Source organism: Brevibacillus nigriterrae, assembly GCF_049846925.1.
GTDB lineage: Bacteria > Bacillota > Bacilli > Brevibacillales > Brevibacillaceae > Brevibacillus_H.
Genome location: NZ_JBNCMT010000008.1, coordinates 106,263 through 122,630, shown reverse-complemented (window position 1 = coordinate 122,630; position 16,368 = coordinate 106,263). Strand labels below are relative to the sequence as shown.

Below are 16,368 nucleotides of genomic sequence, written 5' to 3'. Positions count from 1 at the left end.
ACAACGCGTAGAAACGTATCATGAGTAATAGGTAAAGTTGTTGAACTAACGAGACGAAGGGTCTGTCAGTATTATTACGACCTCTGCCTTATTCATGCTTAGTCAGAAAATAGGGGAGCCAGTCGACCCTCGCCGGTTTCGGGCAAATCTTTTAATTGATACAGAAACAACTGAATATATCGAAGACGATTGGGTGGATCGAACAATCAAAATTGGACCGTCAGTAATCCTTAGAATTATTGCCCCACTCCCAAGGTGCGTCATGCTGAACAATTCGCAAGAAGATCTACAACAGGATAGCAGGGTTCTCCAGAGTTTGGCATCCTATAACAGTGCAAAATTTAGTGTTTGGGCGAAAGTGGAATGCAGCGGTGAGGTAAAAGACGGTGATGAAACAATCTTAGGGTGACATAGCCATTTATAAAAAAAAGAAACAGTTAAACAAGTATGTAAGAACAGGTGCTTTAGGCATCTGTTTTTTTATTGCAAGTATTAAATTGTCCCGATCTTTTTTATTGAGATGCTAACAAAATCCCTTTGACAATTCTTCAAAATCTAATTATTATATTTCAAATTTTGGGTTTTTCCTGATTTAATTAACTGTATGGTTAATCAAAATGAGATGGTGATGAAAATGAACAATAATCGACTATTACAAGAGTTGATCAGGAAAAAAACCATAGTAAAAACTTCTCCTTTTACAGAAATGGTGGTGAGTTTACATGTTCTTTATCGACCAGAGCACCATGTATACCGTGTAGAGTGGGCTGCACACTTGAATGAGACTCTGCCCCAATCACTCATCAATGAATGGAACGAACTGGGGGAGTGGACACACGAGTGGCTTGCCATACTGGATGCGGAGACGGAGCCAAAATGGTCAGTAACCCCGATGGAGACGATTCAGCAAATCCAGCAAATGCCAGAAGCAGAGTTCTTGCAAATCTTGTTCAATCAACGGTTTTCACTCTCACAAATACTCCTATGGATGCGCGGACAAGACGAAACATGGAAAACCACCCTGAATGATCGTCAAAAAACGGCATTGCACCAGCCTACCAAAATCCGACGAAGAATTGTCAGCGCGCTCAAACAGTATTGGGACGAATCATTTCAACAAGAATGGAGGTTGATTGAGCCCTGGTTGGTCAAGGCAGAACAAGATTTCACGGAAAAGGTTGAGCGAAACGGAGTGCAGGCGTTAGCGCAGCTTCACCCACGTCTGTATGTCAAAGAAGATGGACTTTACATGCAAAAAGCAACGATGTATCGGTACCCCTATCAGGAAATCAAAAGAATTGTGGTTCGTCCGTCCTCCTTTGTCCATCCGCATTTATTAATTGGATATAAAGACGGGATTGTTACTGTGCCATTGGATGTCCGTGTTCCGGGTTCAGTAAAAAGTGGTGGAGTACCCGCAGACCTAATCAGAATGTTTAAAACGTTGTCTGATGAAACTCGCTTAAAGATCGTGCACTCGTTATATACACAGCCTCACTGTACTCAACAGTTGGCGCAAATCCATCAGGTTTCTGAAGCAGCCATCTCCAAACATCTGAAAATGTTGGTGGAAGCCAATTATGTAACGACGGAACGAAGAGGAAATTATGTATTTTATCGGTTGGTGCCAGAAGAAGTAGAAATGATATTGGTCTACTTGAGGCAATTTTTAGAACAATAGGAGGTTGATTGCATGTGGCAAGTTGCCAAAGCCACCATCGTACGAAACCAGACTGACAATCTTAGGGCGTATCCCTGGTCATTTACCTTTGGTCACATTATTAACGGATTATATATCGTGCTGGTCTCTTATTTTGCCTACACGTATCTCATCAAAGGAGAGCTTGATCATCGATTTGCCCAATTTACTGGGTCGAATGATTATTTGACTTTTGCAATCATCGGGGGAGTGTTAAGTACTCTCTCGGTCACAATGATGATGAATGTATCTCGTGCTCTCATTACCGAATGGAGGGAAGGAACCTTGGAGGTCATCCTGCTTGCCCCAGCAAGCCGATGGGGATATTTCCTTGGTACGGCCATTCAACAACTGTATCGGATGATGTTGGTATTCATCCCTGTTACTCTCATCGGGTTTTGGGTCGGGCTTCGTACACCATTGGCTGATTGGCTTTCTGTTGGAATCGGTATCGTTTTATTTTTCCTCTCGTGTTTTTCCATGGCAATGGTGCTGGGGGCAGTCATGTTGTATACACGGGATACCTACATCGTGCAAAACACACTTTTTTCGATTCTCGCTCTCGTATGTGGTTTTCAATTTCCTGTTCAATATCTGCCGCTTCCCTTGCAGTGGTTAGGTGAAATTTTCCCTTTGACGAGCTCACTTGACATGTTGCGCGACAGTTTGCTTACAGGCGGGCTTGTTTGGGAGCAACCCGAACGTATCGTGACTAATTTGATTTTATGTGTGGTGTATACACTGGTCGGCTTTTTCATGAATCGTCAGGTAGAGCGTACGGTATTTGAAAGACATATGGCTTAGGAGGGGATATGTATGATTAACGTAGATGCTGTGAGGAAAGTATATGAGACCAAGGAAAAACGAGGCTGGTTTCGCTCGGAAAAGAAACAGGTCGAAGCGGTGAAAAAACTCAGTATGGAACTTCATCAAGGAGAGATTGTCGGTCTGTTAGGGTTAAACGGTGCGGGCAAAACAACGACGATCAAAATGATCTCCACCCTGTTAGAGCCTACAGAGGGTTCCATTACTGTAGATGGACTAGATATCATTTCACATAGAAAGCAAATACAAGAAAGAATTAACATGATCGCTGGTGGCGAGAGGATGCTCTACATGCGTTTGACTGGACGAGAAAATCTACACTATTTCGGCCGTTTGTATGGTTTGAATGATTCAGAAATCAAGGAGCGTGTCGAGTATTTACTGGATGAAGTTGGGCTGAATGAAGCGAAGGACACACCAGTAGAACGGTATTCCAAAGGGATGAAGCAACGTCTGCAAATTGCACGAGGACTGATCAATCAACCGGATTATCTCCTGCTCGATGAACCAACTCTCGGACTGGATGCGCCGATCGCCCGTCATCTACGGCAATTGATTCGCAAGCTGGCAAAAGAACAGGGACGAGGAATTTTGTTAACCAGCCACTATTTGCAAGAAGTAGAAGAACTGTGTGATCGAGTCTATGTCATCAATAAAGGAGAACTGATCCTTTGTGATTCTCCTGCAGAAGTCATACGAAAGACAGCAGGCTACCAAACAATTCAAATTGATGTTACTGGTTGGGAAGATCGACGCAAGCATCAGCTTTGCCATTTGTTTCATCTTTCCGAAGAGGCGGTTATTGCTGATAAAAACACAGATGATTTGACAAGGCTGCAAATCAAAACACCCCAAGCAGAACAGTTGGTCTCGAAGCTGTTGTCCTGGTTTATTCAGCAGGGCTTACAAGTTATCCATTTCACGATTCAAAAGCCTTCCCTGGAGGATGCCATCATCATGCTGTCGGAAGGGGGAGTGCGCAATGAAACCGTTCTGGAGAACCTTTCGAGCTGAAATTGCCAAACAGCATCGTGAACTGTCGGGAGGGAAAATGGTGTTTTTCTCCCTGTTGTTCTGGCCTGTACTCACCTTCTTCACCAGTTACTTCGCCATGAAGCCGTACCGGGATGGAAGCGGTTCTGCCTTGGCCCAAGTGATTGGGGAAGGGAGTATTCCGTTGTTTCTGGTAAGTGGATTTATGGTTTTTCAGTTGTTTTGGACCGTTGTACAGTCGGCATGGACGTTTGAGTGGGAAAGAAGACAAGGCACTTTAGAAATAATTTATCTTACTCCTGCATCCAAAATAGCCTTTTTGTTCGGTCGTTCGGTATATTCCTTGTTCAACGGCATTTGGATGTTTTTTGTCTTTAGTGCGCTGACCTTTCTCCTGGTTGCTGATTTAGGGCAGGTGAACTGGGGGTACCTGGTATTATCGCTTGCTTTCATGACAATCTCAGCCGTAATCTGGGGAGCATTTCTCTGCTCGATTTGCCTGTTTTCCAGAGACTCTGGATTTCTCTACTATATTTTCCATTCTCCTATGGATTTGTTTGGAGGCGTTCGGATTCCTCCTGCGGTTTTCCCGATCTGGGCGAAATTGCTGTCCATTTTCTTTCCGGTGACCTATTGTCTGTTCATGCTGCGGGAGGCATTGAATGGACATGTGACCCAGATGTGGTGGTGGATGGCTTTGGTGCTGACCGTGCTCAATATACTGATCCTCTTGACCACCTTTCGGACGTTGCAACGTGCGGAGCAACATTCACGAAAACATGGGAATTGGGTTATGTTCTAATGATTTGAAGAATATTCCAACATTTGTGATAAAATATAGGTAATCTAGTGAAGGGTGGGGTTTTAATGAAAAATTTCAAAAATAATTTAATGTACGTTATTATCGGTGTTCAAAATGAGTAGTTCATAGTTTATATGGAATGCTCGCAAAATGATATGTTTGGAGGAGCATTCGTGTTAAAGAAACAAGGATTTAATTTATGGGCAGATCATTATGATAAAACAGTAAAGGTCAGTGAAGAAAATGATCTTTATCCCTTTGCTGGTTACAAAAAAATACTAAACACTATCTTTAATGAAGTAATGCAAAAAGAGCACTCTAGAGTTTTAGATATAGGGTTTGGAACAGGTGTTTTAACAAGTAAACTCTATGAAAATGGTCACCAGATAGATGGATTAGACTTTTCATCTAGTATGCTTAACATTGCAAAAGCGAAGATGCCTATGGCAAATTTAATTGAATGTGATATTAAAAATGGTTTACCTGAAGAAATTTTAAAAAACAAGTATGACTCAATTGTAAGCACATATGCATTACACCACTTATCAGATGGAGAAAAAATCTCGTTACTCTCCAGCCTGTTAGTCCTACTCAAGGAGAACGGTAACATATTTATTGGGGATATTTCTTTTGAAACGAGAGAAAAACTTGAAATCTGTCAAAAAGAGAGTGCAGATTACTGGGATAATGACGAATTTTATTTTGTGTATGATGAAATAAACTCAGCGTTAAAAAATATTTGTACATGTAAATATTATCCTATTTCTCATTGTGGTGGAGTATTTGTAATTTCGAAGTAAAGAAAAGCAGTTCGGAGCTTTAATTGAATCAAGGGAATTCCAATAATTATGGAAATCCCTTTTTTTATTTAAAATAATTAACAATATCCTCAAATGAAATTATTATTAAAAATTTTTTTATTAACTATTTTACTTTCCATTTTTCGTCTTGGGAAGTTGCAACGGTGCTGACCACCACATTGATTTGCGCACGCGTGTTGCCTTTTTTCACAGGTATGATTGGTGATCGCACCAGTCACAGTACAACGATGATCTTTTCGCAGTTAGATCTGTGAGCTGGAAGAAGCGGGTTGTTATGCCATGTCGAATCAAGTTCTCTTATTGAAGAAAATATAATTATTCAGTGATAATAGTATTTGGGATTACATGTTATTCAGGAAGGGCGATGTTGAAATGATAAAAGGATTGTATGAAGCACATTTACCAGTAAAGAATTTGGACGTTTCCATAGAATTTTATAAAAAACTAGGGTTAAAACTTGCCTGGAGTGATGAGAAAACGGCTTTCTTTTGGATTGAAGAAGGAAAGAGTTGGGTCGGCCTCTGGGAAGGAAATGAACATCAAACTCCATACCATCCTTCTTTACGACATATTGCATTTCGCGTAACGTATGAAGATCTAAAGGAATCCCTAAAATGGTTATCATCGATTCAGGTTGAAGCAGTTCCTTTTGGCAACAGAAGTTCTGTAGAGCCATTCATTCGACCATATCAAGGGAATGCTTCCGTATATTTTAATGACCCCGATGGGAACAGTTTGGAATTAATGTGCTATGTAGAAGTTCCTGATGAATTTAAAAAAATTACGAATACGTTGTCTTTTGATGAATGGGAGTATCTTCTGGAGGGAAAGTAAATGAGGCCGATTCCGGATCGTCTTCAATCGAACTTGAAAATCCTGTTTGTTGGCTTCAACCCCAGTATTCGCTCAAGTGAAACAGGTCATCACTATGCGAATCCCAATAATCGTTTTTATCGAATTTTACATCAAGCGGGACTTACTCCACGCTTGTATCGACCGGAAGAAGACACGACATTGATTGAGTTAGGATACGGCTTCACAAATATTGTGGCACGGCCGACCAAAGAGGCTGCTGAAATCACCAAAGAAGAATACGAGCAGGGGAGAAAAGAACTGAGAAGCAAGATTGAGACCCACAAGCCTCAGACGGTCTGTTTTGTTGGCAAAGGAGTTTATGAACAGTATAGCTTGCGCAAAAATATCCCGTGGGGAGTGCAAGAGAACCCTGTTGTGGAAGGTGTAGTGGAGTTCGTTGCCCCTTCCAGCAGTGGCTTGGTTCGTATGGCGATGTCAGATGTAGTAGATATTTATCGGGGATTGCTACCGATCATAGGAAGTTCTGTTCAACAGAGGTAAAAGTTACTGCTGGACGGGTAGGAGCTTATTTTACTATACTCGCACTTGTATGATTTTTCACAAGGAGAGAGGAGAAAATATGCGCAAGCTACTCGTAATGCTTTGTGCGCTTCTTGTTGTGACAGGCTGTTCCCCGGATGCAGCTCTGTTAAAAGAAGCGTTTGACAAAAGTGCTGACATAACATCTGTCGAATCTACATCTACCATTCGCTTGGATACGAATGTCCCTACAGATAAGCTGGACGAACAAACCAAATTGGTACTGGCCCTGCTCAAGGAAGGGATCATCGTTCAATCCCAGCAAAAGAACAAACAAGAAATGCATTCTGAGATTTCTTTCAAAAACCCTGCTCTGATCATGGGATCGGATTTATGGTCTAGTGAGCAAGAGCCGAAATTTGACCTGTTTGTTCATGATGGCAAGTTAGCCGTCAAGTCAAGTGTTGACGAGAAATTTCTCGGTTTTGATATGGAGAAATCACTGGATGAGCAAAACACATCTACCGAAGAAACCCAAAAAGAATTGGAAAAGCTCGTTCTTGACTTCATCAAGCAAGTGAATCTTCCATTGAAAAATGTAAAGGTTCAGCCAGTGGAAGAAGTAACTTTACCAAATGGTACGAAAGTAAATGCAACACCGGTTTCCATTGATATGAACATGAGCGAGGCGATTGAAACGGTTGCTGCTATTCTTGACAGCATTCACGATTTCCCGCAATTAGAGACGTTCATCCGTTCAATGGATCAAGCATCACCGGCAGAGCCTACTGATATTGCTGAGTTGAAAACACAGTTGAAGACGTGGGCAGAGCATCTTCGCCAGCTTGATATTACTCAGTTGAAATCTGATGGCTGGGACGGGAACCTCTCCATGACGTACTGGATTTCTGCTGAAAAAGAGATTGTTCAAGATCAAACCAAGGTACAACTGAAGGTTCCTACAGATATCATTCCAATGGACTTGGGCGAAAAACCACTGGAAGTTTCGCTTCATGTTGACCATCAGTTCTGGAACTACAATCAAGAAGTAAACTATACTGTACCTGCAGATGAAGATATCATCACAACAAGCGAGCTGGCAGAAAATCCGGATTTAGCGTCATCTTTTTCAGAACAAAGCCCGTTGACCATGCTTGTGGCGATGATGACTGCTCCGACAGTCGAAGATTTTGCTGACGTGGCAACTGAGCATTGGGCATATGAAGAGATTACAGGTTTACGTCTAATGGGAATAACCGATGGATATGAAGATAATACCTTCCGACCACAAAACAATATTACACGTGCTGAATTTGTGAAAATGACTGTAACTGCGCTCGGCATTGAGCCACAAACGATGAATATGAATTTCAGAGATAAAGCTCAAATTCCTGGCTGGGCGAGCGAATCCATGCAAACTGCCGTGAAGGCTGGCTTGCTTAAAGGATACAGCGACAATACGATCCGACCAAATCAAAATGTCAATCGTGCTGAAATGATTACGATTCTCGTCCGTGCTCTTCAGCTTCCGTTGGAAAAAGACCCTGTTCAGTACTCTGACAAAAATCAAATCGCTTCCTGGGCTTTGCCTTATGTACAAACAGCAGTGAAGCATCAGTTGATAAACGGACGTACGGGAAACCGTTTTGCACCACTCGATAACGCAAGAAGAGATGAGGTTGCGGCTGTTCTCTACCGAATTCTTACATCAGATGACACAGTTGAGGATACAGAAATCCCAACTGATGATCCTTCAAATAATACAGAAACAAATTGATTTGCCTGAACAAGAAGTTTGCCTCGCCATGTGCGAGGCTTTTTCTATTTTCATCAAACTTTCACTATTCTCTCGTAAACTTCCTTCATAAGCAAAACAAAGGAGGTTTTGGTAGATGAAATCAAAATGGATTAAGGGTTTGCTGTTCCTAGTAATAGCAATTCTTATCGTTGGAGCTGTAAAGGCAACCATGTTTTACGGCAGTGGGCATCCTTATATGAAACAAATGACGGGTGAATTTAGCCAACTTCAGCAAAAGTTTCATAGTGGTATGGATCAAGTAAGTCCACGAATGGAAATTAGAGGCCAAATGCACGATGGTAAACATCAGATCAGGAAGCAACCTGATGGGCGAGAACACCATTTCGCTGGAAAAGGTCATAGGGGTGGATTTTGGCTAGGCTCCCTTCTAACCATTGCATTCTGGGGAGGTTTGCTGGTTCTCGCTATTGCGTGGTTTAAGAAAAGAAAACAGAAACATGCGGGAAGCAACTTTGCTTTGGAATCACTTTCAGCCGTTCAAATTCCAAGCCAAACTGGAACAAATGCAACATTCTTAGACCAATGGGAAAAAGAGAACACCCAATTAAAGGAGGACAAATAATATGGGAATCTGGAACCGAGTAAAAAACATTGTATCATCGAATACACACGAATTACTTGATCAATTGGAAAACCCGACGCAAAGCTTGAATCGTTCTATTCGCGATCTGGAAAAAGAGATTGAGAAAGGGCAACAGGCGCTGGCAACTCAGCTTTTTCTGGAAAACAAACAAAGGGCATTGATACTAGATGCAGAGCAAGTAATCGCCAAACGGGAACGTCAGGCAGCGCTTGCGGTTGAACTGCAAGATGAACAGGTTGCCAAAATTGCCTTACAGGAGAAGATCCTGCAAGAGAAGAAGAAAACCATTTATCAGGAACAATTCGATGTGATTCAGAATCATACCACACAACTGCAAGAAAAATTGGTTCAGCTTTCTGGTACGCTTGAGGACTGGAAACATAAAAGGCTGTTGCTGGTGTCCAGAGCCAATGTCGCTAAGTCAGTAAGAGAAATTTCTCATACCATTCATTCTTTTTCACCAGAAGATGTCGCAAAGGAATTTGCCATTGTGGAAGATCGTGTGCTATTTCTGGAAGCTAGATTAGAGGCAGCTCAACGATTGAAATCTTCTACTAACTATTATGTCGATCATGCTGTAAGTGGAGAAGTGGAAGAAGAGTTGAATCGACTAAAAGAGGCGAAGAGCACAAACGAACAATAAGAACATACAGCTAAAAGGAAAAAATACCCCAAACGATTCGTCGTCTGGGGTATTCCTATTTCGAGTGTCGAAGCCAATTCATAATAAATCTTTCATTGCAGCTACAAAGTGCTCAAGGGCTTCTTGTGTACCAACTGAAACACGAAGAAATGTCGGAGCACCTTCCACTGTACGCACTACGACGCCTTTTCTGGCAAGCAGATTAAACAGCTCACTTGCATTGCGCCCCGTATCCAGGAGGACAAAATTGGCTTGGGAAGGGGTATAGGTGATGTTTAATTCTTTTAGCTGTTCGTAGAGGTATTGTTTTCCCCGCTCATTCCATTCGACACATTTTTTCAGATATTCCTCATCCTGCAAGCTTGCTAATGCTCCTGCCTGAGCTACTGAACTAATTTGGTACGGTGTACGGATCCGATTAATAAATCCGACGATATCCAGAGAAGTGACCAGATAACCAATGCGTGCACCTGCCAGTCCATACGCTTTGGAAAAGGTTCGGATTACAAGTATTTGAGGATGCTTTTCTACCAGTGACGCTGCGGACGAATAATCAGCAGCCGTAGCATACTCTCCATAGGATTCATCCACTGCCACGATGACTGACGATGGGAGACTTTCCAAGAAGCGAGTCAATTGCACCTCGGTAAAGTATGTTCCTGTGGGATCAAACGGATTCGGCAAGACGATGATCTTGGTTTGTTCGGTCACTCGCTCTCGTATTGCAGAAAAATCGATGGACATCTCGGCAAGCGGAACCATGATTGGAACAGCACCCATGGAAAGGGTAAAGCGTTTGTACCAGTTGGTGGTGAGCTCTGGAATGATCACTTCATCTCCTGCTTCCAGAAATGTTTCTGCCACTAGCTGAAATCCACCTTCTGCTCCAGTAGATAGTACGACATGGCGAGGGTCAAGGTTCACTTTTCGCCCGATCATTCCTCTAAGTGCTCGTGCTGTAGCATCGGGATACAGATTCATGGACCCAATCACTTCAGTCATTGCTGTAATGGCTTTGGGGGATGGGCCGCTTGGATTTTCATTGCAGGACAGCTTGTAAACTTCTTTTAATCCGACCATTTGCTTGATATCTTGAATGGGAACGTCTGCCAGACCAGGAAATTGTGGTGGGAGAGCAACGATGGCGCTTCTCGCCTGAACGGTATCCAACACGACTTTCAACTCCTTGTGATTTAAAATAGCTATGACCATGATAAGAATAATTCTTACTCATTGTTGTGAGACCCATCACAAACGAGCCAAATTTGGGAAAAACCTCTTACTCATATAATTCCTCGGCTAATTTCTCCAACATGCCCCTATCCAGGATTTCAACAGATTTTCTCGTCTTCCGAATGGCGCCTTGCTTCTCCAGGTTCACAAACGTCCGTAGCAGATGACGATAACTCGTTCCTAACAGCTCAGAAACTTCGGTTAAGCTGTCAGTAAAACTTTCGTGACTGGGATCATCGTGAGCAAGGATATAGCTGGCTAACCGATTCTCCAATGGGTACAAAAGATTTATCGAGCTGATCTTTGACAGACGAAAAAGCTTGTCTCCAAGGCTTAAGCACATAAAGCGCAAGAAGGCAGGATCATCGATCATCTGTTTCCGGATGATATCCATAGGAATCGCCAGACAATACGTATCTTCGATGACCTGAATATTGGAATTGGCGTGGTTCATGTAAAGGAATTCGATATCTCCAATGACTTTTAATGGCTTGTAGAACTGAATGAGCAACGACTTGCCATTTTTTAATGTTAAATACACCTTTGCCTTTCCTTCGATCAGGAAAAAAAGGTACTCCAGATTCTCATCCGAGCGACAGATATGTTCACACTTTTTATAGAGAAACAGTTTGATGTGTTCGAGTAGATTCGCATGTAAAAACTCATCGATTCTCAATTTGGTTACATAATGAGAGATTTTTCTTGCATCTTTTACTTCGATCAAAGACGAGGGCCCTCCTTCGCTAACGAGTGATCTGGGTTTCATTATATGACATATGTCCTAATTGATGTTGAAGAAGTTGTGTTAGTGTCAAATTACTGATTTTGAAGTGAGGAGGACAATATGAATAAGGTTTATGCTGCATTTATCGGTTTTTTAATAACCTGCATGATCACTTTCAATGGAGTGTTAGCCAGTTACGTAGGCTACTATTTATCCATTGTAATCATCCATATGGTAGGTCTGGCCGTTGTGATCTGCTTGTTGCTTGTGACAAAGTCCAAAGTCAAACTAACGAGAAGCACACCATTTTATCTCTATCTTGCCGGGGCATTGGGTGTCGGTATGGTTTTGTTTAACAACCTTAACTTTGTTCATCTGGGTGTATCGCTGACGGTTGCTTTAGGTTTATTTGGGCAATCAGTTGCTTCGGGAATCATCGACCACTTTGGGCTGTTTGGGATGAAGCAGAACAAGTTTAATAACCAAAAGCTCTTTGGCATGTCTTTGGTAGCAGCAGGAATATTTTCCATGGTGATGTTCTAAGAAGGAGGGAGAACTTGATGTATATCGCAATGGCTCTCTTAACGGGCGTACTCGTAATCATGTCCTTTATTATCAATTCAAATCTGGCAAAACAAATCGGTGTGTTTCAAGGGACGTTAATTAACTATATTGTCGGATTGATCTGTTCTGTAATTGTGTGGATTATTGCCAGTGGTACCGAATCAGTGAATCTTGGATTGTTTGGCAATGTTCCGATGTGGGCTTTTATCGGTGGTGGAGTAGGGGTGATGATTGTTGTCATCTCCAATATCTTGATTCCAACCATCCCCGCAGTCTACTCGACACTCCTGATCTTTATTGGTCAACTATCGACCAGTGTGGTAATCGATTATTTCGCTGGGAATGAGGTTACAACAGGAAAAATCGTTGGCGGACTGCTGATTCTGAGTGGGCTATTCTATAACTTCATGATCGATAATCGTGCAACCAAGCAAGTAAAAGCTACCTCTCAGGCACCAACCGGATAATCTTGTCATCGCCTTGCATGATTTGCCCTCGTCCGTCCCGATTGTTTGTAAGCAGATAAAGTGAACCATCTGGGCCTTCCACGACGTCTCTGATTCGACCAAGCGTGTCTTGGTAGAATGAATGGATAGACTGAATGGAAGGTTCTTTTCCACTGACAAATTGGATTTTCAGCACCTGTTCTCCTCGTAAATTGCCTACTAACAGTTGATCCTGCCAAACTCCTTTGCTAGCGAATGTCATTCCTGAAGGTGCCCATGTAGTAGTGCCGCTTTCTACAAGTGGGGATTCCATACCAGGACGTTTTTCTGTTCCTCTTATAATCGGCCATCCGTAATTGGCGCCGGCTTTAATCAGATTGATTTCATCGTGTGCTTGGGAACCGTGCTCTGAGCTGTAAAGATTACCTGTACGATTACTCCAGGCCAATCCTTGAGGATTTCGATGACCATAACTGTAGACTTGCGAGTTTGGAAACGGATTATCTTCAGGAATTGTGCCGTCCAGATTCAGCCGAAGAATTTTTCCAGCAAGACTTGATAAATTCTGTGCCAAACCAGAGTTCCCTGAATCTCCAGTAGTAATATACAAACGCTGGTCTGGACCGATTTTTAGCCTTCCGCCGTTGTGAATCGTACTTCCGGGGATTCGATCAAGGAGTACTTTATCGATGGATGACCGGTTATTTTGTTCACGGAGGCGGAGGACACGATTGTAGATTATTCCTTGATCGATATAGCTGTGGTAGGCATACATATAGTGGTTTTGTGCAAAATCAGGGTCAAGTGCAAGTCCCAACAAGCCACCTTCTCCTTCACTGACAAATGGCGAGGGAAAGCTGATAACAGGTTGCGGAAGCACTTTTCCAGCTTGAATCACCTTGATTGTTCCTGGTCTCTGTGTAAAAAAGATACGACCATCTGGTGAAAACGCCATTTCCCAAGGCACATCGAGGTTAGTAGCCACAACTTGTGGTGTGAATGGAATCTTTTCATTCGGTAAAACGAGCGGTTGTTGCGCAGGTGCTTGATCGAATGAACCATTTAGTGGCTTTTCCATGGATGCTTCAGTATTGCAACCAGTGCTCACACCAGATAATAACAGTAGCAACACAACCAAAAATCTGCTCAAACTGATTCAACTCCTTTTGGATTATCCCTACACCTACTATTGACATTTTTGAAGTGGCAAAAAATAGTCTTTGTCTGGAAAGATGGTACATGAGGATAAGTATGTTACAATAATACTAAAATTTCCCAAGCAGGTGTGAACATGACCGTAGATGAAGTGATGCAAAAACTGAAAGAGCTGGGATCGGAACAGACGAAAAAAACGTTTTTCAATCACGGAGCTACAGAGCCGTTTTTTGGAGTAAGAGTGGGCGATCTGAAAAAACTGGTGAAGTTTGTGAAAAAGGATCAGGAATTAGCGCTTGCCTTGTATCAAACAGGGAATCACGATGCCATGTACCTGGCAGGACTCTCTGTTGATCCGAAGAAAATGACCAAAGAAATTCTTCAGGACTGGGTGAAAAAAGCCTATTGGTACATGCTTGCGGAGTATACGGTAGCAAGCGTCGCTGCGGAGAGCACCTTCGCAATTGAATTGGCTCGTGAATGGATCCAATCAGAGGATGAAATCATTGCGACATGTGGCTGGAGCACCTATTCAAATTATCTATCGATTACACCAGACGAAAAACTGGACTTGGGTGAGATTCGAGTGCTTCTGGATCAGGTGGAGCAAACCATCCATCAGGAAAGAAATCGTGTGCGATACACTATGAATAACTTTGTAATTTCTGTTGCTGCGTATGTAGTCGATTTGCATGAAAGAGCGACTGAAGTAGCAGAGCGAATCGGAAAAGTCCATGTCAATGTTGGTAATACCGCCTGTAAAGTACCACTGGCCACGGAATATATTAAAAAAATCGAAGCAAGAGGGAAAATCGGCTCAAAAAGAAAGACTTGTATCTGTTAATAGCTATACTGAAACAATGGGGGAGGAAATCATGGACAAAGAATTAGTGATTACTCATGAATGTGATCCAGAAGAGAGTACTTATATTCGAAATAAATTGATAGAGTTTAATAACTCAAAAGTATCACCAGAATTAAGCAAGACTCCTGTCGAATCGGTGGGACTGTTAATCAAGGGCGATAACGGTGAAATTTTCGGTGGCTTAACAGGTATGATCTATTGGAATCATTTGCGTATCGATATTTTATGGGTAGATGAAAGTTTGAGAGGAAAAGGGTACGGCAAAAAGTTGCTAGATACTGCAGAAGAGGTTGCACGAAGCAAAGGATGCACGCTAATCACTCTCGATACGTTCAGCTTTCAAGCTCCCCAGTTTTATCAATCGCAAGGGTTTGAGATTTTTGGTACACATGAAAATTTTCCAGAAGGGTTTACCCATTACTATTTGACAAAGAAGCTAGAGTAGATTGTTTGGGAGGTATTTATGACTCAATTATACCTGACTCGTCATGGAGAAACCGAGTGGAATGCCCAAAAAAGAATGCAAGGACGCTTGGATTCTGCGTTAACGAAGCATGGCGAAGAACAAGCGAAAAGGTTGGGACAAAGACTTCACACCCATCCACTGGATGTCATCTATTCCAGTACAAGTGGACGAGCTGTGCAAACCTCTCAACTAATTAAAGGGGAAAGAGACATCCCTATCATTTTGGATGCAAATCTGCAAGAGATGAGTTTTGGCCGATGGGAGGGGATGACCTACCATGAAATTCAATCGAACGATGAACCAAATGCATCTCAATACAACCATTTCTGGAACAATCCGCATTTGTTTGAGCCATTCAATGGTGGAGAAACGTTTTCCGATGTTGAACAAAGGGTGCTCACTGTAGTCAAAAGGATTGTTCAGGAGAACTACGGGAAGTCCATATTGCTTGTCTCCCATGCTGTTGTGATCAAGCTTATCTTGGCTTTCTATGAAAAGACTGCTCTCGAAAAATTGTGGGAAGGTCCGTTTTTATACGGTGCCAGTTTAAGCCACATTGATTTTTCAGACCCAGAAGCTCCAAAGGTGATTCTCTACGGAGATTCATCTCACGAAAGAAACACCATCGACCAGTCGTGATGGTGTTTCTTCTTTATCTATTAATCGGATGCAACTGTGCCTAAGCTTTCGCCAAAAAATCTTCTAGCTGATCAAATGTTCCAGAAAAGCCTTGCTGCATACTTGCATGCATGTCCACAAAGGTTTTGAGCTCGTCTTTGTTTGCGTTTAAAGGATACCCTTTCAAAGTGAGAATCGTCTTGTTGTCTCGTTCAACCAACGTCAATGTATTGAGAACCTCCAACGGCCAAGTAGGGCTGAACGGAGAACCAACGATGTTGGCTTCCTTGTCCGAGAAAGAACTGACATAAACCAGTTTTTCTGGTGCAGTAATTTCACGATAAACAAACTTGCCCCACAATTCAAGCCCATCTGGTGACTGCAAATGATAATGAAAAACGCCGTCCGGACGAAGGTCAAATGCAGCAATGATTATTGAGAAGCCTTTTGGGCCCCACCATTGCTTCAAATTCTCAGCATCTGTCCACGCCCTGAAGACAAGTTCACGAGGTGCATCAAAGGTGCGAGTGATGACAAATTCGCCTTGTTTCTCGTTTGATGTGTTGTTGAATGCAGTATTGTGTTCCGTCAAATTGATTCCTCCTTGGCTGTTCGGAAATACTTACATACTCATGTCTTACTATACTCAAAATGCAAATCGCTTACAATAAATTGCAACCGATCACTAGTTTGGCAAAATAGTTAACCGAAAAAGAAAATTTTAATTAAAATAGGCTGATTTCAGAATAGTTGATATACTATAGAAATACTTAACAT

Annotated in this window: 19 protein-coding genes and 1 pseudogene; 16 read left to right on the top strand and 4 right to left on the bottom strand. The window is 42.2% G+C overall.

Annotated elements, in window-relative coordinates; translation table 11 throughout:
• Positions 1–64: 64 nt before the first annotated feature.
• The 11 genes and pseudogenes from ACPW7N_RS08290 to ACPW7N_RS08240 all read left to right on the top strand — a co-directional run.
• A pseudogene (locus tag ACPW7N_RS08290) lies at positions 65–409 on the top strand (MOSC domain-containing protein); the annotation flags it as partial.
• A gap of 225 nt (positions 410–634) precedes the next feature.
• Entirely contained in the window at positions 635–1,681 is a 1,047-nt protein-coding gene (locus ACPW7N_RS08285) for an ArsR/SmtB family transcription factor (RefSeq protein ID WP_425650583.1), read from the top strand.
• Positions 1,682–1,693: 12 nt separating this feature from the next.
• Positions 1,694–2,503 (top strand): ABC transporter permease, encoded by an 810-nt coding sequence (locus tag ACPW7N_RS08280; RefSeq protein WP_425650582.1) that lies wholly within the window; start codon positions 1,694–1,696, stop codon positions 2,501–2,503.
• Between the two features lie 12 nt (positions 2,504–2,515).
• A complete protein-coding gene (locus ACPW7N_RS08275) occupies positions 2,516–3,538 on the top strand; it encodes an ABC transporter ATP-binding protein (protein WP_425650581.1) in 1,023 nt (340 codons plus the stop codon).
• Positions 3,507–4,319 (top strand): ABC transporter permease, encoded by an 813-nt coding sequence (locus tag ACPW7N_RS08270; RefSeq protein WP_425650580.1) that lies wholly within the window; start codon positions 3,507–3,509, stop codon positions 4,317–4,319. The genes ACPW7N_RS08275 and ACPW7N_RS08270 overlap by 32 nt, the downstream gene beginning before the upstream one ends.
• Before the next feature lie 173 nt (positions 4,320–4,492).
• On the top strand, positions 4,493–5,119 hold the full coding sequence (locus ACPW7N_RS08265) for a class I SAM-dependent DNA methyltransferase (RefSeq protein ID WP_425650579.1): 627 nt from the start codon (positions 4,493–4,495) through the stop codon (positions 5,117–5,119).
• Between the two features lie 393 nt (positions 5,120–5,512).
• A complete protein-coding gene (locus tag ACPW7N_RS08260) occupies positions 5,513–5,974 on the top strand; it encodes a VOC family protein (protein WP_425650578.1) in 462 nt (153 codons plus the stop codon).
• Positions 5,975–6,496 (top strand): mismatch-specific DNA-glycosylase, encoded by a 522-nt coding sequence (locus ACPW7N_RS08255; RefSeq protein ID WP_425650577.1) that lies wholly within the window; start codon positions 5,975–5,977, stop codon positions 6,494–6,496. It begins immediately after the preceding gene.
• 79 nt (positions 6,497–6,575) lie between these two features.
• Complete coding sequence (locus tag ACPW7N_RS08250; RefSeq protein WP_425650576.1) at positions 6,576–8,252, top strand: S-layer homology domain-containing protein; 1,677 nt, start codon at positions 6,576–6,578, stop codon at positions 8,250–8,252.
• Positions 8,253–8,367: 115 nt separating this feature from the next.
• The gene (locus ACPW7N_RS08245; RefSeq protein WP_425650575.1) at positions 8,368–8,856 is read left to right on the top strand and encodes a hypothetical protein; all 489 of its coding nucleotides are present in this window, start codon (positions 8,368–8,370) and stop codon (positions 8,854–8,856) included.
• Between the two features lies 1 nt (position 8,857).
• Positions 8,858–9,520 (top strand): PspA/IM30 family protein, encoded by a 663-nt coding sequence (locus ACPW7N_RS08240; protein WP_425650574.1) that lies wholly within the window; start codon positions 8,858–8,860, stop codon positions 9,518–9,520.
• A 78-nt stretch (positions 9,521–9,598) separates the two neighbouring features.
• On the opposite strand, the gene hisC is transcribed toward ACPW7N_RS08240, so the two are convergent.
• Both hisC and yeiL read right to left on the bottom strand, forming a co-directional pair.
• Positions 9,599–10,693 (bottom strand): histidinol-phosphate transaminase, encoded by a 1,095-nt coding sequence (gene hisC / locus ACPW7N_RS08235; RefSeq protein ID WP_425650573.1) that lies wholly within the window; start codon positions 10,691–10,693, stop codon positions 9,599–9,601.
• 106 nt (positions 10,694–10,799) lie between these two features.
• Complete coding sequence (gene yeiL, locus ACPW7N_RS08230; RefSeq protein WP_425650572.1) at positions 10,800–11,477, bottom strand: transcriptional regulator YeiL; 678 nt, start codon at positions 11,475–11,477, stop codon at positions 10,800–10,802.
• Positions 11,478–11,597: 120 nt separating this feature from the next.
• Between yeiL and ACPW7N_RS08225 the strand changes: the two genes are divergently transcribed.
• Together ACPW7N_RS08225 and ACPW7N_RS08220 are read left to right on the top strand one after the other, a co-directional pair.
• Positions 11,598–12,020 (top strand): DMT family transporter, encoded by a 423-nt coding sequence (locus ACPW7N_RS08225; RefSeq protein ID WP_425650571.1) that lies wholly within the window; start codon positions 11,598–11,600, stop codon positions 12,018–12,020.
• A 17-nt stretch (positions 12,021–12,037) separates the two neighbouring features.
• Positions 12,038–12,508, top strand: a complete 471-nt coding sequence (locus ACPW7N_RS08220) for a DMT family transporter (protein WP_425650570.1) — start codon at positions 12,038–12,040, stop codon at positions 12,506–12,508.
• Here the strand turns inward: ACPW7N_RS08220 and ACPW7N_RS08215 are convergent.
• Positions 12,483–13,637 carry a PQQ-dependent sugar dehydrogenase gene (locus tag ACPW7N_RS08215; protein ID WP_425650569.1) on the bottom strand — a complete coding sequence of 385 codons (1,155 nt, stop codon included), beginning with the start codon at positions 13,635–13,637 and terminating at the stop codon, positions 12,483–12,485. The two genes, ACPW7N_RS08220 and ACPW7N_RS08215, sit on opposite strands and share 26 nt — an antisense overlap.
• Positions 13,638–13,778: 141 nt before the next feature.
• Between ACPW7N_RS08215 and ACPW7N_RS08210 the strand changes: the two genes are divergently transcribed.
• Genes ACPW7N_RS08210 through ACPW7N_RS08200 form a run of 3 tightly spaced genes read left to right on the top strand, consistent with a single transcriptional unit; the run spans position 13,779 to position 15,612 of the window.
• Positions 13,779–14,486 carry a DNA alkylation repair protein gene (locus ACPW7N_RS08210; protein WP_425650568.1) on the top strand — a complete coding sequence of 236 codons (708 nt, stop codon included), beginning with the start codon at positions 13,779–13,781 and terminating at the stop codon, positions 14,484–14,486.
• Between the two features lie 31 nt (positions 14,487–14,517).
• Positions 14,518–14,952, top strand: coding sequence for a GNAT family N-acetyltransferase (locus ACPW7N_RS08205; RefSeq protein ID WP_425650567.1), 435 nt, complete (start codon positions 14,518–14,520; stop codon positions 14,950–14,952).
• 18 nt (positions 14,953–14,970) lie between these two features.
• Positions 14,971–15,612, top strand: a complete 642-nt coding sequence (locus tag ACPW7N_RS08200; RefSeq protein ID WP_425650566.1) for a histidine phosphatase family protein — start codon at positions 14,971–14,973, stop codon at positions 15,610–15,612.
• A gap of 40 nt (positions 15,613–15,652) precedes the next feature.
• Here ACPW7N_RS08200 and ACPW7N_RS08195 read toward each other — a convergent pair whose 3' ends face one another.
• On the bottom strand, positions 15,653–16,183 hold the full coding sequence (locus ACPW7N_RS08195) for an SRPBCC family protein (RefSeq protein ID WP_425650565.1): 531 nt from the start codon (positions 16,181–16,183) through the stop codon (positions 15,653–15,655).
• Positions 16,184–16,368: the final 185 nt, after the last annotated feature.

What these genes read in the sequence shown, in the direction of transcription:
- ACPW7N_RS08200 (WP_425650566.1), top strand. Translation starts at nt 14,971, where the DNA reads ATGACTCAATTATACCTGACTCGTCATGGAGAAACCGAGTGGAATGCC.
- ACPW7N_RS08255 (WP_425650577.1), top strand. Translation starts at nt 5,975, where the DNA reads ATGAGGCCGATTCCGGATCGTCTTCAATCGAACTTGAAAATCCTGTTT.
- ACPW7N_RS08260 (WP_425650578.1), top strand. Translation starts at nt 5,513, where the DNA reads ATGATAAAAGGATTGTATGAAGCACATTTACCAGTAAAGAATTTGGAC.
- ACPW7N_RS08225 (WP_425650571.1), top strand. Translation starts at nt 11,598, where the DNA reads ATGAATAAGGTTTATGCTGCATTTATCGGTTTTTTAATAACCTGCATG.
- ACPW7N_RS08250 (WP_425650576.1), top strand. Translation starts at nt 6,576, where the DNA reads ATGCGCAAGCTACTCGTAATGCTTTGTGCGCTTCTTGTTGTGACAGGC.
- ACPW7N_RS08280 (WP_425650582.1), top strand. Translation starts at nt 1,694, where the DNA reads ATGTGGCAAGTTGCCAAAGCCACCATCGTACGAAACCAGACTGACAAT.
- ACPW7N_RS08245 (WP_425650575.1), top strand. Translation starts at nt 8,368, where the DNA reads ATGAAATCAAAATGGATTAAGGGTTTGCTGTTCCTAGTAATAGCAATT.
- ACPW7N_RS08270 (WP_425650580.1), top strand. Translation starts at nt 3,507, where the DNA reads ATGAAACCGTTCTGGAGAACCTTTCGAGCTGAAATTGCCAAACAGCAT.
- ACPW7N_RS08285 (WP_425650583.1), top strand. Translation starts at nt 635, where the DNA reads ATGAACAATAATCGACTATTACAAGAGTTGATCAGGAAAAAAACCATA.
- ACPW7N_RS08210 (WP_425650568.1), top strand. Translation starts at nt 13,779, where the DNA reads ATGACCGTAGATGAAGTGATGCAAAAACTGAAAGAGCTGGGATCGGAA.
- ACPW7N_RS08220 (WP_425650570.1), top strand. Translation starts at nt 12,038, where the DNA reads ATGTATATCGCAATGGCTCTCTTAACGGGCGTACTCGTAATCATGTCC.
- ACPW7N_RS08205 (WP_425650567.1), top strand. Translation starts at nt 14,518, where the DNA reads ATGGACAAAGAATTAGTGATTACTCATGAATGTGATCCAGAAGAGAGT.
- ACPW7N_RS08275 (WP_425650581.1), top strand. Translation starts at nt 2,516, where the DNA reads ATGATTAACGTAGATGCTGTGAGGAAAGTATATGAGACCAAGGAAAAA.
- ACPW7N_RS08240 (WP_425650574.1), top strand. Translation starts at nt 8,858, where the DNA reads ATGGGAATCTGGAACCGAGTAAAAAACATTGTATCATCGAATACACAC.